The sequence below is a fragment of the Streptomyces sp. NRRL WC-3742 genome, assembly GCF_000720635.1.
Classification (GTDB): domain Bacteria; phylum Actinomycetota; class Actinomycetes; order Streptomycetales; family Streptomycetaceae; genus Kitasatospora.
This window is the reverse complement of the sequence record NZ_JOCF01000091.1, coordinates 1-24,419: the sequence shown is the minus strand read 5'-3', so window position 1 is coordinate 24,419 and position 24,419 is coordinate 1. Positions and strand designations below refer to the sequence as shown.

Annotated in this window: 18 protein-coding genes and 1 pseudogene; 11 read left to right on the top strand and 8 right to left on the bottom strand. The window is 72.5% G+C overall.

Annotated elements, in window-relative coordinates; translation table 11 throughout:
* Nucleotides 1-57 precede the first annotated feature (57 nt).
* Nucleotides 58-1,212, top strand: a complete 1,155-nt coding sequence (locus IH61_RS0135540; RefSeq protein ID WP_051838591.1) for a WD40/YVTN/BNR-like repeat-containing protein — start codon at nt 58-60, stop codon at nt 1,210-1,212.
* A 157-nt stretch (nt 1,213-1,369) separates the two neighbouring features.
* Here the strand turns inward: IH61_RS0135540 and IH61_RS0135535 are convergent, their stop codons facing one another.
* Together IH61_RS0135535 and IH61_RS0135530 are read right to left on the bottom strand one after the other, a co-directional pair.
* Nucleotides 1,370-2,665: a GTP-binding protein gene (locus tag IH61_RS0135535; RefSeq protein ID WP_078911634.1), complete on the bottom strand. Its 1,296-nt coding sequence runs from the start codon at nt 2,663-2,665 to the stop codon at nt 1,370-1,372.
* A 31-nt stretch (nt 2,666-2,696) separates the two neighbouring features.
* Nucleotides 2,697-2,948, bottom strand: a complete 252-nt coding sequence (locus tag IH61_RS0135530) for a type B 50S ribosomal protein L31 (RefSeq protein ID WP_031077667.1) — start codon at nt 2,946-2,948, stop codon at nt 2,697-2,699.
* Between the two features lie 219 nt (nt 2,949-3,167).
* Here IH61_RS0135530 and IH61_RS49240 point away from each other — a divergent pair.
* Nucleotides 3,168-4,661: pseudogene (locus IH61_RS49240) on the top strand (DUF4118 domain-containing protein); the annotation flags it as partial.
* A 713-nt stretch (nt 4,662-5,374) separates the two neighbouring features.
* On the opposite strand, the gene IH61_RS45255 reads toward IH61_RS49240, so the two are convergent.
* Nucleotides 5,375-6,850 carry a helix-turn-helix domain-containing protein gene (locus IH61_RS45255; protein WP_234327478.1) on the bottom strand — a complete coding sequence of 492 codons (1,476 nt, stop codon included), beginning with the start codon at nt 6,848-6,850 and terminating at the stop codon, nt 5,375-5,377.
* 307 nt (nt 6,851-7,157) lie between these two features.
* On the opposite strand from IH61_RS45255, the gene IH61_RS0135515 reads away from it, so the two are divergent.
* A complete protein-coding gene (locus IH61_RS0135515) occupies nt 7,158-8,075 on the top strand; it encodes a glutaminase (RefSeq protein WP_031077661.1) in 918 nt (305 codons plus the stop codon).
* 131 nt (nt 8,076-8,206) lie between these two features.
* On the opposite strand, the gene IH61_RS0135510 is transcribed toward IH61_RS0135515, so the two are convergent.
* Nucleotides 8,207-8,410: a cold-shock protein gene (locus IH61_RS0135510; RefSeq protein ID WP_031077660.1), complete on the bottom strand. Its 204-nt coding sequence runs from the start codon at nt 8,408-8,410 to the stop codon at nt 8,207-8,209.
* Nucleotides 8,411-8,827: 417 nt separating this feature from the next.
* On the opposite strand from IH61_RS0135510, the gene IH61_RS0135505 reads away from it, so the two are divergent.
* Together IH61_RS0135505 and IH61_RS0135500 are read left to right on the top strand one after the other, a co-directional pair.
* Nucleotides 8,828-9,058, top strand: a complete 231-nt coding sequence (locus IH61_RS0135505) for a hypothetical protein (RefSeq protein WP_031077659.1) — start codon at nt 8,828-8,830, stop codon at nt 9,056-9,058.
* 181 nt (nt 9,059-9,239) lie between these two features.
* Nucleotides 9,240-9,632, top strand: a complete 393-nt coding sequence (locus IH61_RS0135500; protein ID WP_031077658.1) for a hypothetical protein — start codon at nt 9,240-9,242, stop codon at nt 9,630-9,632.
* 186 nt (nt 9,633-9,818) lie between these two features.
* Here the strand turns inward: IH61_RS0135500 and IH61_RS0135495 are convergent, their stop codons facing one another.
* Nucleotides 9,819-10,655 (bottom strand): alpha/beta fold hydrolase, encoded by an 837-nt coding sequence (locus tag IH61_RS0135495; protein WP_031077657.1) that lies wholly within the window; start codon nt 10,653-10,655, stop codon nt 9,819-9,821.
* A gap of 307 nt (nt 10,656-10,962) precedes the next feature.
* On the opposite strand from IH61_RS0135495, the gene IH61_RS0135490 reads away from it, so the two are divergent.
* From IH61_RS0135490 to IH61_RS0135470, 5 genes are all read left to right on the top strand, one after another.
* Nucleotides 10,963-13,710, top strand: a complete 2,748-nt coding sequence (locus IH61_RS0135490) for a BREX system ATP-binding domain-containing protein (RefSeq protein WP_031077656.1) — start codon at nt 10,963-10,965, stop codon at nt 13,708-13,710.
* Nucleotides 13,711-13,832: 122 nt separating this feature from the next.
* Nucleotides 13,833-14,804, top strand: a complete 972-nt coding sequence (locus IH61_RS0135485; RefSeq protein ID WP_031077655.1) for a helix-turn-helix domain-containing protein — start codon at nt 13,833-13,835, stop codon at nt 14,802-14,804.
* 92 nt (nt 14,805-14,896) lie between these two features.
* A complete protein-coding gene (locus tag IH61_RS41970) occupies nt 14,897-15,931 on the top strand; it encodes an alpha/beta hydrolase (protein ID WP_063763333.1) in 1,035 nt (344 codons plus the stop codon).
* 60 nt (nt 15,932-15,991) lie between these two features.
* Nucleotides 15,992-16,987 (top strand): helix-turn-helix domain-containing protein, encoded by a 996-nt coding sequence (locus IH61_RS0135475; protein WP_051838590.1) that lies wholly within the window; start codon nt 15,992-15,994, stop codon nt 16,985-16,987.
* Nucleotides 16,988-17,162: 175 nt separating this feature from the next.
* The gene (locus IH61_RS0135470; protein ID WP_031077650.1) at nt 17,163-19,346 is read left to right on the top strand and encodes a DNA methyltransferase; all 2,184 of its coding nucleotides are present in this window, start codon (nt 17,163-17,165) and stop codon (nt 19,344-19,346) included.
* Here IH61_RS0135470 and IH61_RS0135465 read toward each other — a convergent pair.
* From IH61_RS0135465 to IH61_RS0135455, 3 genes are all read right to left on the bottom strand, one after another.
* Entirely contained in the window at nt 19,306-20,235 is a 930-nt protein-coding gene (locus IH61_RS0135465) for a hypothetical protein (RefSeq protein ID WP_031077648.1), read from the bottom strand. The two genes, IH61_RS0135470 and IH61_RS0135465, sit on opposite strands and share 41 nt — an antisense overlap.
* Before the next feature lie 151 nt (nt 20,236-20,386).
* The gene (locus IH61_RS0135460; RefSeq protein ID WP_031077646.1) at nt 20,387-21,958 is read right to left on the bottom strand and encodes a serine/threonine-protein kinase; all 1,572 of its coding nucleotides are present in this window, start codon (nt 21,956-21,958) and stop codon (nt 20,387-20,389) included.
* A 169-nt stretch (nt 21,959-22,127) separates the two neighbouring features.
* A complete protein-coding gene (locus tag IH61_RS0135455; protein WP_031077644.1) occupies nt 22,128-23,159 on the bottom strand; it encodes an MDR family NADP-dependent oxidoreductase in 1,032 nt (343 codons plus the stop codon).
* A gap of 145 nt (nt 23,160-23,304) precedes the next feature.
* Here IH61_RS0135455 and IH61_RS0135450 point away from each other — a divergent pair, with 145 nt between their 5' ends.
* Nucleotides 23,305-24,267, top strand: a complete 963-nt coding sequence (locus IH61_RS0135450) for an Lrp/AsnC family transcriptional regulator (protein WP_031077642.1) — start codon at nt 23,305-23,307, stop codon at nt 24,265-24,267.
* Nucleotides 24,268-24,419 lie beyond the last annotated feature (152 nt).

The following is a 24,419-nucleotide window of genomic DNA, read 5'->3' as shown; positions in this document are numbered from 1 at the left end:
CCCGCAGGGCGGGCCGGGTCGGGTGCTCCCGGCTGATTCAGGGCTGAGGGGTTCAGGATGTCGGCCGACCCGGTAGCCGCCACCTGCCCCGACACCACCCACCCCGACCAGCACGCCGCCGTGGTGGCCCCCGACGGCACGGCGTACTTCGGCAACGACGGCGGTGTCTGGTCCCGCCCGGCCGCCCTGCGCAAGGTCGTCCGGTGGACCGACCTGAACGCCACCCTGCGCACCCTGCAGTACTTCTACGGCGGCCTCGGCGCCTCCCCGGACGGCAAGGGCGACATCGCCTGGGGCGGCCTGCAGGACAACGGCTACTCGGTGCTCACGCCCGGCTCCGACCACATGGCCGAGCCCAAGGGCGGCGACGGCTTCGACGTCGTCGTCGACCCGAAGAACGGCAACCGGGTCGTCGGTGAGTACACCAACCTGGCGATGGCCAAGTCCAGTGACGGCGGCCACAGTTGGAACTACGTGACGCCCAACTGCGCGCAGAACAGGACCAGCCCGTGCGAGAAGGACGGCCGCTTCAACGCGCCGTTCTCGGCCGACCCCGCGAACGTCAACCACTGGGTGGCGGGCGGCCGTTACATCTGGGACAACCAGGGCAAGGGCTGGGACACCACCTGCTGGCAGAAGGTCTGCGACTGGAAGGCCGTCCGTGATCTCGGCGTCGGCAACGCCGCGACCGCCGTCGCCCTCTCCGGCACCACGACGTACGTCGGCTGGTGCGGCACGGGCAACGGCTGCAACCCGAGCGGCGCCTCGCCGTTCACCTCCGGCATCGACACCAACTACGGCGGCAGCTGGCACCGGATCAGTGCCCCCGAGCTGCCCAACCGCTTCGTCACCGGCCTCACGGTCGACCCGGCGGACGCCGGCCACGTCTACGCGGTCTACGGCTCGTACAGCCGGCACTGGCTCGACGGCGCGGGTGTCGGCCACGTCCTCGAGTCCCACGACGGCGGCACCACCTGGACCGACATCAGCGGCAACCTTCCCGACGCGCCCGTCACCGTGGTGAAGCTCTGGAACGGCAAGGTCGTCGTCGGCAGCGACATCGGCGTGTTCACCGCGTCGGCACCCGGCACGTGGAGCCGACTCGGCAGTGCGCTGCCCAATGCCCCGGCCTCCGACCTCACCGTCTCACCCGACGGTAGCTACCTGATGGCCGCCACCCACGGCCGAGGTCTCTGGAAGATCGCAGGCTGACGCCGTAACCGCTCAGGCTGCTGCGCCGCTGACATGTCGAACGTGACGGCGGCGCAGCAGCGTTCGACGGCCGAGGAGCGTCGACAACTCGGGAGCGTCGACGGCTCGGCGCCAAGGAGCCGACTGCTCCCTGCGGCCGTCGGGATCCGGCGCCGGATCAGCGAGCGTCCGACGCCGCCGGGACGAGTCGGGCCTGCCCGGTCGGCTCCCCGTGGCCGTGGCCGTGGCCGTGGCTGTGGCTCGGACCATCGCTCTCGACGGAGACGGGGCAGTACTCCTCCCAGGCGGGAAACGGATCTTCAAGGGCCGACCACGTCTCCTGTCCCGCCGCGACTTCGACCTCCTCCAGCAGGCAGCTGTCGAGCGCGGCGCGCAGCTCGTCCCGGCGGAGCCCCGTGCCGATGAAGACGAGCTCCTGTCCTCGCGGGGCCTCGTCTGCGGAGTGCGGCGGGCCCGACGGAGCAGTGTGAACGCCGGACGGCTCGAAGCGGGCAACCGAACCCGCCTGCGACCAGAGCCCGGTGACGGTGGGACGCGAGGCCAGCCGGAAGAAGCCCTTGGAGCGCAGTACGGCGCCGAACTCGCCGCCGTCGAGGCGTCGGCTGACCAGATCCCAGAGGCGTTCGGGATGGAAGGGCCGATCGGCGCGGTAGACCAGGCTGGAGATGCCGTACTCCTCGGTCTCGGGTACGTGGTCGCCGTTGAGTTCGGCGACCCAGCCGGGCGCCTCCTGCGCGCGGTCGAGGTCGAAGAGGTGCGTGCCGAGGACTTCGGCGGGCGGGACCCTCCCTGCGACCGAACGGATGACGCGGGCAGCGGGGTTGAGGCGGCTGAGCGTGGCAGCCAGCCGGTCCGCCTGTTCGGGACCGACCAGGTCGGTCTTGTTGAGGATGATGACGTCGGCGAACTCGACCTGGTCCATCAGCAGGTCGCTGACGGTCCGCTCGTCGTCCTCGTACTGGTCCAGGCCGCGCGCGGTGAGTTCGTCCCCGGCGCGCAGCTCGGGGAGGAAGTTGGCGGCGTCGACGACGGTGACCATGGTGTCCAGCCGGGCGAGGTCGTTCAGGGTCGCGCCGTCGTCGCGCGCGAAGGCGAAGGTCGCCGCGACCGGCATGGGCTCGGAGATGCCACTGGACTCGATGAGCAGGTAGTCGAAGCGACCGGCGCGGGCGAGCCGGTCCACCTCCTCGAGGAGGTCGTCGCGCAGGGTGCAGCAGATGCAGCCGTTGGTCATCTCGACCAGCCGCTCCTCGGTGCGGGAGAGCGCGCCACCGCCGTCGCGGACCAGGGCCGCGTCGATGTTGATCTCGCTCATGTCGTTCACGATGACGGCGACGCGCAGGCCCTCCCGGTTGTTGAGGAGGTGGTTGAGCAGCGTGGTCTTGCCCGCGCCGAGGAAGCCGGACAGGACGGTGACGGGAAGCCGCACGGGTGGCGGCGAGTGCTCGGACACGGGGTGGATCTTCCTGGGGAGCGGGAGTGGATCAGCCGTGGTCGGTGCCGTAGCGGCGCTGGAATCGTTCGACGCGGCCGGCAGTGTCGAGGACGCGGGACTTGCCGGTGTAGAAGGGGTGGCTGGCGGAGGAGATCTCGACGTCGATGACGGGGTAGGTGTTGCCGTCCTCCCACTCGATCGTGTGGCTGCTGGTGGCGGTGGACCGAGTCAGGAAGGCGAGGTCGCCGGCCTTGTCGCGGAAGACGACGGGGCGGTAGGCGGGGTGGATTCCGGGTTGCATGGCGGGTCCTCTCGAGGTCAGGGCTCTTCGCGGAAGTCGACGTGGCGGCGGACTGGCGGCGCACGACGGGTCGTACTTGCACAGGGCCAGCCGGTCGGGGCCACCGGAACCACTATAGCGAAATGAAATCCATTTTCATCTAAATGGTTCCCGGACTCCCGGCGCCCGGCGCCCGGCGCCCGCGTGGCCACGTCGGGTAGGGCCTGACGTCGGAGAAGGGTGGAGCATGGACGTGGAAGTGGAGGAGGTGGCCAGGCGGCGGTGAGCGGGAAGCTGCGGGTGTTCCTGGGGGCGGCGCCGGGGGTGGGGAAGACGTACGCCATGCTCCGGGAGGGCCGGCGGCTGCTTGGCGAGGGGCTGGACGTGGTGGTCGGCCTGGTCGAGACGTACGGGCGGCGGGCTACGGAGGAGCAGCTGGGGGATCTGCCGGTGCTGCCCCGGCAGGTGGTGTCGTACCGGGGGGTGGAGCTGACCGAGCTGGACCTGGCCGCCCTGCTGGCGCGCCGCCCGTCGCTCGCGCTCGTGGACGAGCTGGCCCACACGAATGTGCCCGGCGGGCGGAACGCGAAGCGCTGGCAGGACGTGCGGGAGCTGCTGGACGCCGGGATCGACGTGGCGACGACGCTCAACATCCAGCACCTGGAGAGCCTCAACGACGTCGTTGAGCAGATCACCGGCGTCGCCCAGCGCGAGACGATCCCCGACGAGGTGGTCCGGGCCGCCGACCGGATCGAGCTGGTCGACCTGAGTCCGCAGGCGCTGCGCGCGCGCATGGCGCAGGGCGAGATCTACGCGCCCGACCGGATCGACGTGGCGCTGGACCACTACTTCCGGGCCGGAAACCTGGGCGCCCTGCGGGAGTTGGCGCTGCTGTGGCTCGCGGACCGGGTGGAGGAGGAGCTGGCCGACTACCGGGCCCGGCACGGCATCCGGGCGCCCTGGGAGACCAAGGAGCGGATCATGGTCGCGCTGGACGGTGCCCCTCAGGGCGAGCACCTGATCCGCCGGGGCGCCCGCACCGCGACCCGGATGCACGGCGACCTGATCGGCGTGCACGTCCGGCTGGACGACGGCACGGCCGAGCGGGAGCCGCCGGGTCTGGCCGCCCAGCGGGCGCTGCTGCGGGAGCTGCACGGCACCTTCGTCGAGGTGAGCGGCGGCGATGTGGCCCGGACGCTGGTGGACTTCGCCCGGACGGAGAGCGCCACCCAGATCCTGCTCGGACCGACGAGTCGCAGCCGGCTGCGCGAGCTGCTCTCCGGCTCGGTGATCAACCGGGTGATCCGGCTGGCCGGCCCGATCGACGTACGTGTGCTGCCGCCGCCCGAGCCGGGGCTGCTGGCGGTGCCGACCGGGCCCCGGCGCCGTCGCCCGGCGCTGGTCCCGGCCGGGCGGCGCCGGTCGGCGTGGCTGCTCGGGCCGGCCGGGGCGATCGCGCTGGCCTGGGCGCTGTCGCCGCTGCGCGACTCGCTCGGTCTGTCCGGCGTGCTGCTGTGCCTGCTGCTGGTGGTGGCGGGGACGGCCCGGCTGGGTGGCCTGCTCCCGGCGGCGGGCGGCACCGCGGCCGGGGCGCTGGCGGCGGACTACTTCTTCACCACGCCGTGGCACAGCCTGACGGTGGAGCGGGGCGCGGACGTCGCGGCGCTGGTGGTGTTCCTCGCGGTGGCCGGGGTGATCTCCCACCTGATCGACGGTCTGACCCGGCGCTCGCAGCAGGCGGGCCGGGCGCGCGCGGAGGCGGCGGTGCTGACCCGGCTGGCGGGGGAGACGGTGGAGTCCGGGCCGCGGGTCCTGCCCGAACTGGTGGCGGAACTGCGGCAGGTGTTCGGGCTGGACGGTGCCGCGGTGCTGGTGCGGACGGGCGCGCTCTGGCAGCCGGCGGCCTCGGCCGGGGCGACGGTGCCGCTGCGGCCCGACGAGGCGTCCTTCTCCGTCGACCTCGGCGAGGACGCGGTGCTGGTCCTGCGCGGCGCCCCGCTCACCGAGGAGGACACCCGGCTGCTCGGCCCGTACGTCACGCAGTTGAGGCTGGCCCGGGAGCGGGAGCGGCTGGCCGCGCTGGCGTCGGCGGCGGACGTGCTCGCGCGCACCGACGCGCTGCACACCGCGCTGCTGGAGGCGGTCGAGCAGGATCTGCGCGCGCCGCTGGCGGCGGTGCGCCGGGAAGCCGAGCGGCTTCCGGACCCGGCCGAGGAGCGGATCGGTGCCGAGGTGGAGCGGATGGAGCGGCTGGTCGCCAACCTGCTGGACCTGAACCGGTTGCAGGCCGGGGTGATGCCGGTGGTGCTGCGGCCGACTGCGCCGGGCGAGGTGGTCCGGGCGGCTGCGGCCGGGGCGGCCGGGGTCCGGATCGACCTGGGATCGGATCTGCCACGGGTGCTCGTCGATCCCGGGCTGCTGGAGCGGGTGTTGGTGGATGTCCTGACCTACGGGAGGACAGGAGCGGGGCCGGTGGTGATCGACGCCGGCCCGGTGGCCGGGCGGGTGGACGTCCGGGTGACCGTCCGCGGTGACGAGGCCGTTGCCCGGGAGGTGCCGGGACTCGCGGTGGCGCGCGGCTTCGTGGAGGCGATGGACGGCGAACTGGCCGTCGAGGAGGCGCCGGGTGGTGGCACCGCCTTCGTGATCAGCCTGGCGCGCGCGGCGGCCTGATTCCGTGCCGTGGGTTCAGCTGGACCGGTCGCGACGATGTCGGGCGCGATGTCCAGCACGAGGAGCGCCGCCGCCACGTGGGTCGGGTTGTCCTCGACCTTGACCGCCGAGAGTTCGTTCGCGCGCGAGACCCGGCGCTCGACGGTGTTGCGGTGCGCGTAGAGGCCGGCGGCGGCCCGGGTGGTGTTGAAGCCGCACTGTACGTAGGTGAGGAGTGCCTGCCGTAGTGCTGGGTCGGCTTCGACCAGCGGACCGAGGGTGTTGACGACGAACCGGCGTGCGCCGGCCCGGTCCTTGGTGAGCGCGTCGATCAGCTCGACGTCGGCGTAGGCGATGAGCTGCCGGTCGGAGCCCAGCCGGATGGCCAGCGCCTGCGCCGCCAGAGCGTCCTGGTGGCTGGACCTGAACCCTTCGAGCCCACGTCCGGGCCTTCCCACCGCCCCGCGGACCTCGTCGGCCGTCGCCATGACCTTCTCCACATGGTGAAGGTCCGGCATACCTGTTCCCGAGAGCCAGATCCAGCGCGACGTGGCGCTGGCACGCGCCACCAGGGCGCTTCGATCCGAGGCGGCGGAGCGCACGGCCGCGACCGCTTCGTCCAGAGCGTCGATCTGTTGAGGGTCGTCGATCCACAGCACGAGACCGATGTGCCACCGCGCCATCCGGTAGTGCAGGCGACCCTCGGCGAGATCCTCCGCCATCGGCGCCCCGCCGGCGATCAGCTGGATCAGTGCGATCGCCTCAGCGTCCGCATTGCCCATCGCGGCGGCGAGGCCGGCTTCGCGCAGGGCCAGGACCGCGTCGAGGGCGTATTGCACCAGCGACTTCGCCGACACGTCCAGGACGTCCACCAGAAGGTCACGGTCGGTGCAGTACGCCGCGCACTCCTCCAGCCACCGCCGCCATCCGATCCCCAGCGCCACACGCCAGGCACCGGCGAAGTCGGGCGCGATGCCACGGGAGACGAGATCGTTGATGTACGCCGTGGTCCTCGGGCCGACATAGGGCTCCACCCGCCGCCCCGGCTGCTGGATGTTCGCCGTCAGCCACTGGACGAGATCGGAGCGGTTGAGCTCGCGGTCCTCCTCGACCAGGGACGCATCCGTGAGGAGGGCAGGATCGTTCTGGGCCACGAGAGAAGGACTTGCGACGGCGTCGACCAAGGCGTCCGTCTCCGTCAACAGGCGCTGGCACAACGACCTGATCGCATCTGCGACCTCGGGGGAGGGCGGGGGCCACAGCTCGTCCATGTCTGAAATCTGCTCCTGGTCTCGAGGAGCCGGTGCTCCCGACAGGAATATCGCGCCGTCGACGGCACGGCAAGGGGTTCGGCCAACTCGCCTCCCTGGAGGGACGCCACCACCCGGGTCCCGCGCAGGCACGGAATCCCGGTGACCACCCCGGGCGCGAGGCCGGGCCGACTGGTGCACGGTCCTGTGAAACGGGTCGTGAACATCGGTGACTGTACCGATGTGGACGCGCTGTCTTCCCGCTTGCCGGCATTGCGCGCATCCTTGGCCGGGTGCTGACAGCGATGTCGGTTCACAAGGGGGAAGCATGGAGTACGCGAGTGTGCTCGGCCGGGTGGCCACGGCGGCGCGGCAGGTCTCCGGTACCGGCGAGGTGGCCACCTACATTCCGGCGCTCGCCCGCGCCGACCCGGCGGCCTTCGGGATCGCCCTCGTCACGGCCACCGATCCCTGGGCGGTCCACGGCGCCGGCGACTGGCGGACACCGTTCTCGATCCAGTCGATCTCCAAGGTGTTCACCCTGGCCCTGGTCCTCGCCACCGACGGCGACACCCTGTGGCAGCGGGTGGGCAAGGAGCCCTCGGGTTCGCCGTTCAACTCCCTGGCCCAGTTGGAGCGCGAGGGAGGCGTGCCGCGTAACCCGTTCGTCAACGCCGGCGCCCTGGTGGTCACCGACCGCCTGCAAACCCTGACCGGCGATGCCAGTGGAACCCTGCGAGAGTTCCTCCGCCGGGAAAGCGGCAACCCCGCCATCGACTTCGACGCCCGCGTCGCCGTCTCCGAACAGCGCCACGGCCACCGCAACGCCGCCCTCGCCCATCTGCTGGCCGACCACGGCAAGCTCGCCAATCCCGTGCACACCGTCCTGCGCCACTACGTCAAGCAGTGCGCGCTCACCATGACCTGCCACGACCTCGCCCTGGCGGCCTGCCTGCTGGCCAGACACGGCATCCGCGCCGACGGCACACGACTGCTCACCCGCAGCGAGGCCAAGCGGATCAACGCCGTCATGCTGGTCGGCGGCACCTACGACGCCGCCGGGGACGTTGCCCACCGGGTGGGGCTGCCCGCCAAGAGCGGCGTCAGCGGAGGCATCCTCGCCGTCGTCCCCGGCCGCTGCGGACTGTGCGTGTGGGGGCCGGCCCTCGACACGCACGGAAACTCCGTGGCCGGCATCGCCGCGCTGGACGCCTTCACCACGCTCACCGGCTGGTCGGTCTTCTGACAGGCGTCCGCAGAGCCCGGGCTGCCGAGGCGGAGCCATGGGGCCGGGTACGTCGTGATGAGACGCCGAGGGGCCCGCACTGCCGTGTAGGCAGTGCGGGCCCCTCGATGCCGGGCGGGTGCCGGGCGGTACTACAGCGGGCGAATGTTCTCGGCCTGCGGGCCCTTCTGGCCCTGCGTGACGTCGAACTCGACCTTCTGGCCCTCGAGCAGCTCACGGAAACCGTTGGACTGGATGTTCGAGAAGTGGGCGAAGACGTCAGCGCCGCCGTCCTCCTGCTCGATGAAGCCGAAGCCCTTTTCCGAGTTGAACCACTTCACAGTGCCATTAGCCATAAAAAATCTCCTTCAAGGGGCTGTCCGAAGCACGCGATCACGGGCTCCGGGTACGCCGCATGGAGAACCCGCCCAGGAAACGAGCCGGGGGAACAAAAATGCGCCCGCAACACAGGCAAGGCGCACACAAAGTTCATGGGAACTACTACTGCAACTCTGCCGACTCTAGCAGGCCGTGGCCCGAAACGGCGGAATCCTCCCTCCCCGATCCCGTGCGAGCCGAACCTGCGGCATCTCGACTGCACATCACTCGCAAGAGCAAGTCACTTGCCTGGTAATCTACTTGAGCAGTCGATCACTCTCCCGCCGGCGTCTGCGGGACGATCGGCTCCCGCCTGGCCGGGGCGCCGGTGTGACCTGAAATTTCCCTTCGAACGGGGGTATCCATTTCGCGTTTTCCGGCGCACACTGGCGGTAATGACTAATTTCGCAGCACCTCGTCGGCCCATGCCTACCAGTCCGTTCAAGAATCGAACGCAGGTAGCGCCACGCAAACACTTCGTCGTCGGCGACCGTGTCACCCACGACGGGTTCGGCCTCGGCAGGGTCATCGCCGTCGAGGGCGGAGGCGACATCGCGGTCCTCGTCGACTTCGGATCGCGACAGGAACGACTCACCCCGCCGTTCAGCGCGATGTACAAGCTCTGACCACCGCCGTACCGGGTCCTGCCCGGTCGGCAAGCCCCCCGGGGCAGTCTTTCGCCGCGAGCCCGATGACCAGCGGGCAGCGGCATCACAGTCGTGCGCGGCGAACGAAGTCCGCCCGAGGAGTGCCGTGCGCGCAGGCCGCCGTGCGCGCAGGCCACAGCCGGAACTATCCTCAGGCGGCATGTCGAACCCTGATGCGCTGCTCGTCGAGATCGCCACGATGGTGGAGTCCGAGCACAGCAACCAGATGCCCCTGACAGTCGTCGTGCCGGGCGCGGTCATCACCGGACGCCTGGCCCCGGAAAGCCTGTGGCACGAGCGGGTCGCCGAGGTCCTCACGGCCTCCGACCACCTGAAGCCCTTCGCCGCGCTGTTCTCGCCCCCCGCAGCCCACGACGCCGACGACACCGTCGGTGACACCCCGCGCACCGCCCGACCCACGCATCTGCACCTTCACGTCGCCCGCATCCTGCAAGGCAGCTACGCCCTGCCCCACACCGGAGGCATGTACCGCATCGCCATCGCCGACGTCAGCAGCTGGACGGTGGGGGACCTCAGCTACACCGACCAGTGACGCACTGCCCGGGGCCGGGGCGGAACCGCACCCGATGAGCGGTCATGGCTCGCGCCCGGCGTCCACCGGAGGGACGCCGGGCGCGGGTCTGCGGTCGGTACCGCCGTCACCGTCCGGACCTGGGAGGGGGCGGCGGTACCGACCGGGGGACGGACGGCCGCGGACGGGGGCGCGCGGCCGCCCGCGTCACTTGGCGAGGAAGGTCAGCAGCGCGGCGTTGACCTCCTCGGCGTGGGTCCACAGCAGGCCGTGCGGGGCGCCCTCGATCTCCACGTAGTCGGCGGAGGGCAGCGCCTTGTGGAACTGGCGCGCGGTGCTCTCGACGGGCAGGGTGCGGTCACCCGTGCCGTGCAGGATGAGGGCGGGGACGTCGATGCGCGGGATGTCGGCGCGGAAGTCCGTGTACCAGGTGGCCGGGGCGGCCGCGGCGGCGAAGAAGCCGCCACTCGCCGCGACGTCCCAGCTGTTGCGGACGGCCTCCTCGCTGATCCGGGTGCCGAGGTTCTCGTCCAGGTTGTAGAAGCCGTTGAAGAAGTCGGTGTAGAAGGCGTACCGGTCGGCCTTCACCGCGGCGACGACGCCGTCGAAGAACTCCTTCGGGGCGGCGCCTTCCGGGTTGTCGTCGGTCTTGAGCAGGTACGGCTCCAGGGAGGCCAGGAAGGCGACCTTGGCGACGCGGGCGGAGCCGTACGTGGAGACGTACCGGGCGACCTCGCCGGTGCCCATCGAGAAGCCGACCAGCACGGCGTCCTGGACGTCGAGGGTCTCCATCACGGTGTTGAGGTCCGCGGCGAAGGTGTCGTAGTCGTAGCCGGTGGTCGGCTGGGAGGACTGGCCGAAGCCGCGGCGGTCGTACGTGATCACCCGGTAGCCGGCGTCGAGCAGCGCGGCGCTCTGGCGCTCCCAGGAGTGCCCGCTCAGCGGGAACCCGTGGATCAGGACGACCGGCTGACCGGTGCCGTGGTCCTCGTAGTAGAGGTCGATGGAGGTGGAGTTCTCCTGGCCAACGGTGATGAACGGCATGGGTTTTCCTTCTCTCTCGGAGAGCCTGTGGGCTGTTGACGAGTCACACGCTATGAGCGGCCGTCGGCGGCCGGTTGCCTCGGAGAGCACACCCTGTCGTCCGAGAGCGTCGCCCTTCCTACTCTTCTCGGGTAGCCGTCCCGGCCGGTGCCGCCCTGCTGCTCCACCGCGAGTGACGACGGAGCGTCGATCCGCGTCTCGACGCTTCCCGGTTCCGGGGCGTCCCGGGGCTGTGACCAGCGGTTTCGGTGGGCGGTAACCTTGGGTGCCCGGGCAGCGGGCGATCGGACCCGAGGGAGAGGAACCGGTGGCGGAGGGCGGGCGTTTTCCGGTCCTGGTCGGACGGCAGCGGGAGACGGAGCTGCTGACCGCGGCTCTGACCCAGGTCGTGGACGGCGCGAGCGGTGTCACCGTGCTGCTGCGCGGTGAGGCCGGTGTCGGCAAGAGCACGCTGCTGGCCTGGACCGAGCGCGTGGCGCGCGGTCGCGGGTTCACCGTCCTGCGCGCGGTCGGCACGGAGGCGGAGACGGACCTCGCGTTCGGGGCCCTCCACCAGGTGTTCCGGTTGCCCCTCAAACGCTCCGGTGCGCTGTCCGCGCACCAGCGGGAGGCCCTGGAGAGCGCTCTCGGTGTCCGCTCCGGAAGCCCCAGCGGCTTCGCCGTCGGAGCGGCCGCCCTGGTGCTGCTCGAGGAGGCGGCGCGAACCGCCCCGGTGCTGCTGCTCCTGGACGACCTGCACTGGATCGACTCGTCGAGCGCGACCGTCTTCGCCTTCCTGCACCGACGGTGCGCCGAACTGCCGGTGGTGATCGTCGGCGCGACCCGTCCGGACGGGCCGGCCGCCGAACCGTGGTCGGCCGCCGAGCCGTGGTCCGCCGAGGCCGTCGACGTTCCGGCCCTGCCCCGGGCGGACGCGGACCTGCTGCTGGGCACCTGCTACCCCGAACTCGCCGCGCCCGCCCGGGACCGCGTCCTGGCCGAGGCGGCCGGGAACCCGCTGGCGCTGGTGGAACTGCCCCGCCAACTGGCGACCGCCCAGCAGCGGGGAACGGCTCCGCTGCCCGAGCGGCTGCCGCTGGGCCGGAAGCTGGAGCGCCTGTTCGCCGAACGTCTGGGAACGGTGTCGCCGGAGGTCGGCCGCCTCCTCCTGCTCGGCGCCCTGGCCACCGGCCCGGACTGCGGCAGCGGCGCGTGGCTGCGCGCCCTCGCGGACGAGAACGCGCGCGAGCTCCTGGCGCAGGTCGAGGCCGACGGGCTGGCCCGGCTCGACCCGGCCGGACAGCTCGTGTTCCGCCACCCCCTGGTCCGTACCGCCGTCGTCGCCGCGGCCTCCGACAGCGAGCGCCGGGAGGCGCACCGCGCACTGTCCGGAACCCTCGAACCCGACGACCCGAGACGCCTGGTCCACGAGGCATCCGCCGCACTGCTGCCCGACGAGGACCTCGCGCACCGCCTCCAGGAGGCCGGCCGCGACCTCGCCCGCAGGGGCGGCGAGGCGGAGGGGGCGCTCCTGCTCGAACGCGCCGCCACGCTCAGTCCCGGCCCCGGCGACCGCGTCCGCAGGCTCACCCAGGCCGCGGTGATGTCGGCCCGCGGCGGGCAACTGCGCCACACCGCGGCCCTGGTGGAGGAGCTGAGGACCAGCACCATCCCCCAGGACATCGCCCCGCTGTTCTCGTACGCGGTGGTCTACGCCGACCAGAGCCACCACGTCGACTTCGAGTCCTCCGCCGCGCTGCTGCCCACGGCCCTCGACACGCTGACCGCGCCGGGCGCCGACACCTTCGGGGGCCTCGTCGAGCAGGCGTACTTCAAGCTGCTCCTGGCCGCCACGTACACGGACGACCCCTGGGCCTGGCGCGCCCTGGAACGGCACCGGGAGAAGGTGTCCGAGACGGGCCGGCTGTGCCTGCGGGCCTGGACCACGCCGGGACCGGAGGTGGCCGCCGCCCTGCGGACGACGGCCGAAGGCATGACCGAGGAGCAGGAGGCCGGCGCGGCCTGGCTCCTGCTGTGGTCCGCCTCGGCGCTCGACTGCCCCGAGGGCGACCTGTGGCAGCGGTTCACCGGACTGCACGGTTACGCCACCCAGGGCTCCGTGGCCAAGGCCAGGGCCCACCAGGACTACCTGATCGGAAACTGGGACAGGGCGGCCGTCTGCCTGCGCGAGGCCGAGATCGCGGACGAACTCGGCTACCACACGAACGGCTTGATGTTCCGCCAGTACTACGCCCACTTCCTGGCCGGCCGGGGGGACGAGGCCGGACTGGCGGAGATCGACCAGGACATCAGACCGATCGCGACGCGCGCCCGGATGCGCTACGTCCTCGACCGCCTGACCCATCTGCGCGGACTGGCCGCGCTCGCCCACCGGCGCTACGAGGACGCGTACGCGCACTTCTGCGAACTCACCCCGCCCGGGCGCCTGCCCGGCGGCCCGCCCTGGCGGCACGCGCTGGTCCTCGACCTGGTGACCGCCGCCGTGCACACCGGCCGGCACCAGGAGGCGCGGGCCCACCTCGCGGCCGGGCAGGCGGCCCGCTCGGCGGAGATCTCCGGCCGCCACGCCTTCCTCTGCGCGGCCGCCACCGCCCTGGCCGCGGACGACGACGAGGCCGAGACCGCCTTCCGGGCCGCGTACGCCGTGCCCGGTGCCGAACAGTGGGCGTTCGACCTCGCGCGGCTGCGCCTCGCCCACGGCGCCTGGCTGCGCCGACGCCACCGGCCCGGAGCCAGGGACGCTCTGCGCGCGGCCCACCACGTGTTCCGCCGCCTCCAGGCCACCCCCTGGGCGGGCCAGTGCGAGGAGGAGCTGCGCGCCGCGGGCGACACCGTGGCCCCGCTCCAGGACGGCCCGGCCGCCACGGGCCCGTCCGGGCTGACCGGTCAGGAGATGCGCATCGCCCGGCTCGCCGCGACCGGTCTGACCAACAAGGAGATCGGCCGACGGCTCCAGTTGTCGCCCCGCACCGTCGGGGCCCACCTCTACAAGATCTTCCCGAAGCTCGGCATCACCACGCGGGCCGCGCTCGCCCACGCGATCGACGACCTCTGACCTGTCCGACTCCGACCTGTCCGAACACGACAGTCGCACGACAGTCAGATGACCTACCGGCCCGCCGGGCCCGCGCACCAGGCTGAGAGTGTGCAGGACTCGGCGGAAGGGCGGACGGTCAGGTGGGCTTGCGGGTGACGACGGCGTCGGTCGCGGACGGTGACAAGGCGGCCTTCTGGAGCGGGGCGGTGTCGCGGACCCTGGTGCCACTGGAGATGCGCCCACTCACCGGGCGGCCGTTCGACGGGCTCCTGGAGTCGCACCGACTCGGGTACGTGCGGATCTCCACCCTGGAGGCCGACGCGGCCACGCTCACCCGCACGCCGGCGCTGATCGCGCGGGCACCGCGGAACGAGCCGCAGATCGGGGTCGGCGTACAGGTGTCGGGCCGGGCCGTCCTGGAGCAGGACGGGCGTCGCGCCGAGGTGCCACCGGGCGGGCTGGTCCTGTACGACACGGCGCGCCCGTACGCCGTGCACTACCCGGAGCGCTTCCGTACCCACCTGTTCCACCTGCCGCGCCAGATGCTGGGGGTGCCGGAGCGCGAGCTGCGGCAGGTGTCGGCGACGGCCGTCGACCCCGCGCAGGGATGCGGACCCGTCCTCCTGCCGTTCCTCGGCGACCTCGCCGCCTCCGCGCACGCCTACCCCGCCCCGGTCGGGGACCGGCTGGCCGGCAGTGTCGCCGACCTGTTCAGCACACTCGTCGCCCAACTGGCCGCGGCCCCGGCGTCGGAGGAACCGGGCGCCCCGAACGACCACCTGGTCCGCAGGGTGCGGGAGTACATCGACCGCCACCTGGGCGATCCGGACCTGTCGCCCGAGAGGATCGCCCGTGCCCACCACATCTCCGTGCGCTACCTGCACCGGCTCTTCGAGGGCGAGGGGGTGACGGTGAGCCGCCTCGTCCAGCAGCTTCGCCTGGACGCCTGCGCCCGCGAGCTGGTGCGGCGCGGCCGCACCACGCCCACGGTCTCGGCCGTCGCCCAGCGGTGGGGCTTCGTCAACCCGGCCCACTTCAGCCGGACCTTCCGCGCCGCGTACGGCGTCTCACCGCGCGAGTGGCGCGCACTCCCGCACGACGAAGCCCGCTGAGGAGCCGCAGGACCCGCCCGTCGACCGAGGCGTCGACCGAAGCGTGGAGAGAAGCGTCGACCGAAGCGTCGACCGAAGCCAGGAGTGAAGAGTTGTCCGTCCCCATCCCTCAGCCCGACCGGCGCCCGGTCCTCGACCGGGCGCTCCAGGAGTTCCTGGACGCCGGAGCCGGTCGGTCGGCGACGGGACTGCCGGACCTCGCCTTCCTCGCCTCCGAGGGCGCTCCGACCGGCGGGTCGAGCGGCGGCCCGAGCGGCGGCTCGACCGGCGCTGCGGGTGATGGTTCGGACGAGGACGATCCGTACGGCACCGTCATCGAATGGCTCGCCCTGCCCTGCGGACCGACCGGTCGGGTGCACGTCCAGATCACCAGACCCGTCGGCGCCGCCGAGCCCAGCCCCGTCGTGCTGTTCGTGCCCGGCCTCGGCTGGTCGCTCGGCGACGCCGACTGCTACGCCCCGCTGATCCGGGAGTTCGCCCTCGGCACCGATGCCGCCGTGGTCTACGTGGACTACGCCCGGGCGCCCGCGGTCCGCTACCCGGTGGCCGTCGAGCAGTGTCACGCCGTCGCCCGGTGGATTCACGCACACGGCCGCGAGATCGGACTGGACGGGCGGCGAATCGCCGCCGTCGGCGACTCCGCCGGGGCCAACCTGGTGGCCGCGCTGACCCTGCTGGCCCGCGAGCGCGGCGACCTGTCACTCGTCCACCAGGTCCTGCTGTGCCCGGTCACCGACGCCGACTTCGACACGCCCTCCTACCACCGGTTCGCGACCGGGTACTTCCTGCACCGCGACCACATGCGCCGGTTCTGGGACGACTACCTGCCCGAGCCGCACCGCCGGAGGGAGGCCACCGCCGCGCCCCTGCGCGCCACCCTGGAGCAGCTCTCCGGGCTTCCGGCGGCACTCGTGGTCACCGCCGAGGCGGACGTGCTGCGGGACGAGGGCGAGGCGTACGCGGCCAGGCTCCGCGCGGCGGCGGTGCCGGTGGTGGCGATGCGCTATCAGGGTGCCGTCCACGGCTTCCTCCTCCTCGGCGCGAGCTGCCCCACCGGCACCGCCCGCGCGGCGCTGATCCAGATCGTCGACACCGTGCACGTCGCCCTGCACGGCCGGACCTGGTGACCCCCTTTCTGCCGTCCACCATTCGTCACCGTCCGGCCGACCCTTTCCCGAGGAGCACCGATGCCCGTCGTTCTCGACACCGCCCGGGTACCGTCCGCGGACCGCGCCGAGTACTGGCACGAGGCCGTCTCCCGCACCTTCATCCCGTTGGACGTGGCCCTGCTCGAGAGCGCCCCCGTTCCCGCGACGATCACCAGCCACAGCCTCGGCGCCGTGCAGGTCTCCCTGGTGCAGGCCGGCCCGCAGCGGGTCGAGCGCAGCGCGGGGCTGATCGCCCGCGGCGGGGAGGACCACCTCACCCTGGCGCTCCAGCACCGGGGCACCGCCCGGCTCACCCAGGACGGCCACCAGGTGGAGCTGAGCCCCGGTACGTTCGCGATCTCCGACGCCGGGCGGCCGTTCGCCAAGGAGCTCCTGGAGCCCTTCCTCTTCACCGCCTTCCACTGGCCGCGATCGGCCGGCAGCCTCTCCGAGGAGGACCTGCGGGTGCTCACCGCGACGGCCTTCGACACCCGCGACGACACCGCCCGGCTCGTGGCCGGGTACCTGGAGTGCCTGTCCCGGTCGGCCGGTTCGATGGAACCTGCGCTGGCCTCCTGGCTCGCCGTCACAGCGCTCGACCTGCTCGCCGTACTCGCGTACGAGCGCCGCGGCCGGTCCGTCCCGGACGCGCCCGAGGCGGCCCTGGCCACCCTGGCCCGGGTGAAGGACTACATCCTGCGTCACCTGGGTGACCCGGGCCTCGCGCCGGAGCGGATCGCGGCCGCCCACTACGTCTCGGTGCGGTACCTGCACAAACTCTTCCGCTTCGAGGGCGTGACGGTGGCGCGCTGGATCCAGTGCCGACGGCTGGACATGGCCCGCCGCGACCTCGCCCGCCCCACCACGGGCCGGGTGAGCGTGGCAGCGGTCGCCGGCCGCTGGGGCTTCGTGAGCGCCAGCCACTTCAGCCGCGCCTTCCGCGCCGCCTACGGAGCCTCCCCGCGCGAGTGGCAGGCGTGCGCCGCCACCGGCGCACTCGCCGACCCCCGGCCGGCTGCCCCGGCCGGGCGCTGACCCGGGAGTGCCGGCCGCCCGGCGTGATCCGAAGGACACGGCCTAGCGGTGAGGTACCCTGGCTGTCGCGCTTGGGGGCCGATTGGGTCGGAATGCCGTTGATCCGGGAGAATTCCGGAACAACGGCTTTTTTGGTTGATGGGCCGCCAGGTGGTGAGCGGATCCGGAGGATGAAATGACGGTGTTCGAGCAGAACAGCATGCCGGCCGGGCTCGGGGACGCCCCGGCGCGGATTGCCCGGACATCGGTGCCGTCGGTGAGTGCTCTGGAGGTGCAGTTTCCGGCCGAGGTCGTTTCCGCGGCGGCCGAGCGCGAGTCCTGGCGCAAGGAGGTGCACCGGCCGGCCACGCACACCCACAAGTGGTGGGCGCAGCGCCTGGGGTCGGTGTTCCGGGGAATTCTGGCCTCGGCCGTCTCGGAGAGCGAGCGGGAAGCGGTCGAGGCTTACGGCAGTGCGCTGCGCCTGCCGGATCTCGTGGTGTGCGACCCGTTCGCCGGTTCCGGGACGACGCTCGCCGAGGCCGCCAAGCTGGGGGCCAGGGTCGTCGGCAGGGACATCAACCCCGTGGCCACGCTGGTGCAGCGGCAGGCGCTGGCGCGCTGGGACCGGGACCGGCTGGACAGGGCGTTCGAGGCGGTCGAGTCCCGGGTCCGGGCGGAGATCGACGAGCTGCACCGGGACAGGCACGGCCGTCCGGTCCTCTACTACTTCTGGGTCGCGCTGGCCTCCTGCCCCCGGTGCCCGGCTGGGGCGGAGCCCGTCGAGCTGTTCAGCCGGTACGTCTTCTCGCAGCACGCCTATCCCAGGAAGTACCCGACGGCCCGCGCCACCTGCCCCCACTGCCATGCCGTCGTGCCGGTGGACGTGGTCGAGGACTCCACGCTGACCTGCGGGGACTGCGGGCGGACCTCGGACATCGCGGGGCCGGTGAACCGCGCCACGATGACGTGTCCGCGCGGTCACTCGTCCAAGGTCCTCGACGCGCTCGGGGACCGTCCGCCGGTTCTCCGGATGTACGCCAAGCAGGTCCTGGCGGCGGACGGATCGCGGGTCTACGAGCCGATCGACGACTTCGACCTGGAGCTCTACGCCGAATCCGGGCGGAGGCTCGCCCGGCGGCGCGAGGAACTGGTCCTTCCCGTGGGAAGTCTCGAGGGGGGGCACAACACCCGGCAGGCCATTCGCTGGAACTACCGCAATTGGGAACAGTTCTTCAATGCGCGCCAGCTCTACAGTCTGGGAATTCTCGGGGCGGCTCTCCGCGATCTGGAACCGGGTCCGGAACGTGAGGCGCTCATCGCGCTTTTTTCCGGAGTGCTCGAATTCAACAATGTGTTCTGTTCCTTCAAGGGTGAGGGGACCGGTGCCGTTCGGCACATGTTCTCCAACCACATCCTGAAGCCCGAGCGAATGCCGCTCGAGGCCCATCCCTGGGGGACGCCCGCGTCCTCGGGGGCGTTCTCGACGCTGTACCGGTCGCGGATCATCCGTGCGTGGGAGTACAAGCGCAGGCCCCACGATCTCGTGACGGTGTCCGGTGCGCCCGAGCGCCGGTTCGGCCTCTCCGAGCCGCTGGAGTGCGAGCTCGGGGACTCCCGCGCGTTCTCGGAAGGCTCGTCCAGGGCGTACGTCGGCACCGGGTCCTCGGCGACGGTCGACCTGCCCGACGACTCGGTCGACCTGGTGATCACCGACCCACCGTTCATGGACAACGTCCACTACAGCGAGCTCGCGGACTTCTTCCACGCGTGGCTGCGGAACCTGAAGCCCTTCGACGGGTACCCCGTGGACGAGGCGACCACCCGGCACCCGGAGGAGGTGCAGTCGGCGGATCCGGCCGAGTTCGGGCGGGCGATCGGGGCCGTGTGGAAGGAGTGCGCCAGGATCCTGAAGCCGCACGGGCTGCTGGCCTTCACCTTCCACCAGGCCCGCATCGACGGCTGGAAGGAACTCGTCCGGGCCCTCGAGACGGCGGGGCTGGTCATCACCGCGGTCCAGCCGGTGAAGGCGGAGATGAGCACGAGCACCGTCAAGTCGTCCGCCGCGGACCCGTCGAACCTCGACTCCATCGTGGTCTGCCGCCTCCCCGGCCACGAGGTGCCCGCCGCGCGTTCGGTGGCGGAGGTCGAGCGGCGCGCGCTGGCGGGACTCCGGGAGTGCCGCAGCGCGGGGATCAAGGTCGGCTACTCGGACGTGGAGTCCGTGGTGCGGGGCTCGGTCCTCGCGCTGCACACGCTCCCGTCGAACGAGCGGACCGTCGACGCGTTGGCGGCGGAGGCCGACCTGGCGGTGGCCCGGGCCGCTGAAGCCCTCGGGGTCAGGTCCGGAAAAGAGCCCCGCGCCGCAGGTCGATCCTGAACCTTCCCCGCGGGCTGGTCTTCTCCGTGCGGGCGTTCGGGATCGGGAAGGGGTTCCTCCGGGGCCCCATCACGGGGGGATCGAGGGATTCCAGCCGGTAGCAGTGGAAGGTGTTCGCCCCGCCCGAGGCCGTGTCGCGCGAGATCTCGCGAACGTGGCGGAGGTGTCCCACCTCGGTGTCGAGGTCGGGCCGGTCGCTGATCAGGGTGGCCTGTCCGGCCATCCAGTCCCACCCGAGCGGGTTGGAGAAGATCAGCATCGGCCTCTGGCGGTCGGCGCCGTCGCCGTACGAACCGAGGTTGATCAGCTTCGTCCGCTCGCCCGTGATCCGGTCGTACAGGCGGGTGTCGTCGTTGAGGGCCGAGCCCGCGACGAGCGCCAGACTGTCGATGTAGTGCTGGTCGGGTTCGGTCGGGCTCCAGGCGAGCAGGGCGATGAGGTAGTAGGCGGGGACGGCCAGGGCCCCGCCCCCGTCGGGGTACACCCGTACGGTGCTGCTCGGCGGAGTCGAGTTGAAGTCCATGCTGGAGGTGCGGGACGGCCGGCCGCCCGGCGTCGGCGCGACCTTCTTCACCTCGAGCGCCATGACCGCCCTGGTGTCGGGCCCCACCCCGTCGTCGACCTGGAGACGGCACTCCTCGGGCCGGATCACCACCAGGTCGGGGCTCGTGTTCTGGCCGCTGGTCAGGACGTCCAGATCGCCGGCCAGCCTCCGCTCCAGGACGGCGACCACATGGCGGTCGAACGGATCGTCCTGCGGCTTCCTCTTGGGCGGCAGGTGGAACGGGACGGGGCGCCCCCGCTCGTCGAAGAACTCCTCGGCCAGCGCCAGGAAGACCTCGGCCGGGAGCTCGGGCGGGGAAGCCTCGAATCGGTGTGTGGACGTCATGGACCCATAGGTAGCACGCGCCTCGGACGTCCGGGCGCGGACGGTCGGGGTGGGCGCGGGGAGGTGGGTTTCGGTGAGGGGAGGCGATGCTGCCGGCCGAGGACGCGAGGATCACGGACCCGGCGATCCTGGGTCAACTCCGAGGCGGGGGTCACTTGTTGCGCGGGTACGTCTTCGTGACGTTGCCGTTGAGGTCGGACACGAGGTAGGCGCCGCCGTAGGAGTCGGTGACGTAGACCAGCAGGGTCGGTCCGGCGTCGGCCATGCCCGGGGCGTTGCGGACGATGATGTAGTGGGAGGTGGGTTTGGCGATGCCGAGGTCCGAGTCGGCGCGCTGGAGGAGGGCGGGGAGGGCGTCCCAGTTGACGGACTTCAGGTCCACCGGCTTCTCGCGGAACGCCACGGTGCCGGACCGGTTGCCGGGCGAGGTCCTGCCGTTGCGGTACTCGAAGCTGTCGTAGAGGCTCGGGTTCGCAGCGGTCGGGACGGTGGCGTACCCGTAGTCCTGCTGGACGGTGAACTCCAGGGCCGTCGTGCCCCGCATCGACGGGCTCATGGACTGGATGACGTCGCGCACGCCGGACGGGGTGAGCAGGCCCGGGTAGGCGGGGGGCTCGGCGGCGCGGTTGCCCTGCTGCGCGGCGAAGTGCTGGACGGTGAGGCCGATCGTGAGCATCGCCGCCGCGAGGAGCAGGGCGGAGCCGGAGCGCAGGGCGATCCGCCGGCGGACGGGGCGGGGCGGCTCGGGGGCCGGTTCGGGGGCGGGTTCGGGGGTCGGCTCGTCGGCGAGGGTGTGCGGGGAGGTGCCGGCGTCGGTGGGCGGGTACAGCCGTACGGTGTCGGGCGTGGAGGGCGCGGCGGGTGCGAAGGCGGCGCCGGGGCCGTACCCCTCGGCTGCGGCCAGCATCCGGTCGAGCAGCGCGGCGTCCGGGCGTGCGGCGGTGTTCCGTACGAGCAGGGCGGAGAGCGCGGGGGCGAGGGCGCCGGACCGTACGGGCGGGGGCACCGGGTCGTCGAGCACGGCGGCGAGCGTGGCGAGGCTGGTGCCGCGCCGCAGCGGGTGGTGGCCCTCGACCGCGACGTAGAGCATCATGCCCAGCGACCACAGGTCCGAGGCCGGGTTGCCCTCCTCGCCGCGGACGCGCTCGGGCGCGATGTACTCGGGCGAGCCGATCAGCGAGCCGGTGGTGGTCAGGCTGGGCGCCTCCGCGAGGCCGGCGATGCCGAAGTCGGTGAGTACCGGGGTGCCGTCGGGGCGCAGCAGGACGTTGCCGGGCTTGACGTCGCGGTGCTGGATCCCGGCCGCGTGGGCGGCGCTCAGGGCCGCCAGCACGCCCCGGCCGAGCCGGGCCGCCTCCGGTGGGGACATCGGGCCCCGGGTGAGCCGGTCGTGCAGGGAGCCTCCGGTCACCAGCTCCATGACCAGCCAGGGGTGGGGGAGTTGGGGCAGGTCGACGATGTGGTGGATGGTGACCACGTTGGGGTGGTTGAGCCGGGCCAGCGACCGGGCCTCGCGCAGCACCCGCTCGCGGACGACCTGCGCCGCCCTCGGGTCCCCGTCGAGCAGCGCGGGGTCGGGAGGCCGTACCTCCTTCAGCGCCACCTCGCGGTGCAGCGCGGTGTCTCGCGCCCGCCACACCAGCCCCATGCCTCCGCCGCCGAGCCGCTCCAGCAGCTCGAACCGGCCGTCGATGAGCGAGACCCCAGGCCCCCCTGTGTTCATGACGGTCATCGTAGGGGCAGCGGGGCCCGCCTGGACTGGGGGTCGCCGGGGGTCCCGCTCCTCCTGGGCGCCGACGGGACCGGGCCGGGAGGCGTAGGGGCTGGGGCTCAAGGGAGCTCCAGGGGGCTCGAGGGCGCTCGAGGGCGATCGAGGGGCCAGGGTCCCGGTCCTACGGTTCGACGATCACGGTGCCCAGGTGGCGTCCGGCGATGGTGTCGGTCAGGGCCTGCGGGGCGTTCTCGATGCCCCGCACGCGGGCGAGCGGTACGTCGACGGTGCCGCTCGTCCGCCACCGCGCGCAGCGCTCGTACCACTCGGCCTCGGCGTCCGGGTCGTCGTCCGCGCTGTAGCCGCGCAGGGTGAGCTTCTTGAGCAGCAGCGGGAAGGAGTCGAGCTCGACCGGGGCCGTGCGGCCCGTCCCGTGGGCCGCCAACTGGCCTGAGAGGGCGCCCAGTACGAGAATCCGGGCGCCCGGGTTGGCGAGTGCCACGGCGGCCGAGAGCTGCTCGCCGCCGACGTTGTCGATGACGACGTCCAGCCCGTCGGGGGCGGCCTCGGCCAACTGCTCGGCGAACGGACCGGCGCCGCGCACAGCGACCGCGTCGTAGCCGAACCCGGCGACCAGGCGCTCCGCCCGCTCCCGCGAACCGGCGCTGCCCACGACGCGTCCGGCTCCCAGGGCGCGGGCGATCTGACCGGCCGCCGAGCCGATGGCGCCGCCCGATCCGGAGACGAACACCGTTTCCCCGGCGCGGAGTTGGACTCCCCGGGTGAGGGCGGCGTAGGCCGTCCAGCCGTGGGTGAGGCGGGCGGCAGGGTCCTCGACGCCCTCGGGGAGGGGGTGTACGGCGGCGGCCGGTACGGCCGCGTACTCGCGCCAGCCGGCGCGGTGGATCACCAGGGTGCCCGGCCGCAGTCCGCTGCCGGGCGGGGCGGCGAGCACCTCGCCGACGGCCTCGCCGGCGAGGGTGTCCCCGGGGTGCAGGGCGGGGACGGGCACGCCCTCGACGGCTTCGGCGCCCTCGCTGATCATCATCCGCATCGAGGCGGAGACGCGGAAGCAGCGGTTGCGCAGGAGTACCTCGCCGGGGGCGGGGCGGGGGATCGCGGTCTCGACGACGGCGAAGTGCTCGGGCGTGGGCAGCCCTTCGGGGCGGGCGACGAGCCGGACCTCGCGGGCGGTGGCGGGCAGGTTGTGCATCAGGGCTCTCCTGGGGTCTCGGTGACGGCCTTCAGCCTCCGGCAGGTGGGGCGGACGCACCGGATGCACAGGTCTCGGCGCCGGATTTCGACGAACAGGGGGTGCTGGGGTGACATTCGCGCCGGTATCCGACAGCCTTGGGGGTATGGACCGGCTCGACCGCGAGATCCTGCACGCCCTGTACGTGGACGGCCGGGCGCCGTTCAACCGCGTCGCCGCCGTGCTCGGCGTCTCGGACCGGACCGTCGCCCGCCGCTACCGCGTGATGCGGGAGTCGGGCGTGCTCAGGGTGGTCGGGGGCCCGGCCCCGGGGCGGTTCGGGCGCACCACGTGGGTGGTCCGGCTGGAGTGCGCGCCGGGCGCGTCCGTCGCCGTGGCGGAGGCGCTGGGCAGGCGCGAGGACACGCAGTGGGTGCGGATCGCGTCCGGCGGCACGGAGGTGCTCTGCACCGTGCACGGCGACGACGCCGACCGCGAGGCCCTGCTGCTGGACCGGCTCCCCGCCACCCGCCCGGTCACCGCGATCTCCGCGCACTGCGTGCTGCGCTCCTTCAAGGGCGGCGGCCCGGACTGGCAGCCCGTCGCCTCCGTCCTGACCGCCGACCAGGTCCGCGCCCTCGAGCCGCCTCCCGTGGTTCCGTCCGTGGTTCCGTCCGTGGGCGCCCTGGACGCCATCGACCGCATCCTGCTCGCCGAACTGGCCCTCGACGGGCGCGCGACGCCGGCCGCCCTCGCCCGCGCCACCGGCCGGGACGAATCCACCGTCCGCCGCCGGATCACGGCGCTGCGTACCTCGGGCGTCCTCGTCCTCGACCTGGACGTCGACCAGCGGGCCCTGGGCCTCGGCTTCACCGCCCTGCTCTGGCTCACCGTCGAGCCTGCCCACCTCACCACCGTCTGCACGGCCCTCGCCTCCCACGAGGAGACCGCCTTCACCGCCGCGACGACCGGCCCCACCAACATCCTGGCCTCCGCCGTCACAGCCGACCCCGACGCCTGCTTCACCTACCTCACCGACCGCATCGCCCCCCTCCCCGGCATCCATGCCCTCCGCACCACCCCGATCCTCCGCACCGTCAAACGCACCGGCCCGGCCACCCCGCGCTGAGCCCGCCCGGGAGGGCCGGGTCAGGCCGAAGTGAGGAGGACGTGGGCGGCGGTGAGGTTGGTGGTGCGGAGGGTGGGGGTGTCGATGGGGGTGATGAGGATGTTGCGGCCGGTGGTGCGGAGGTGGGTGAGGAGGGTGGGCCAGGTGGGGGG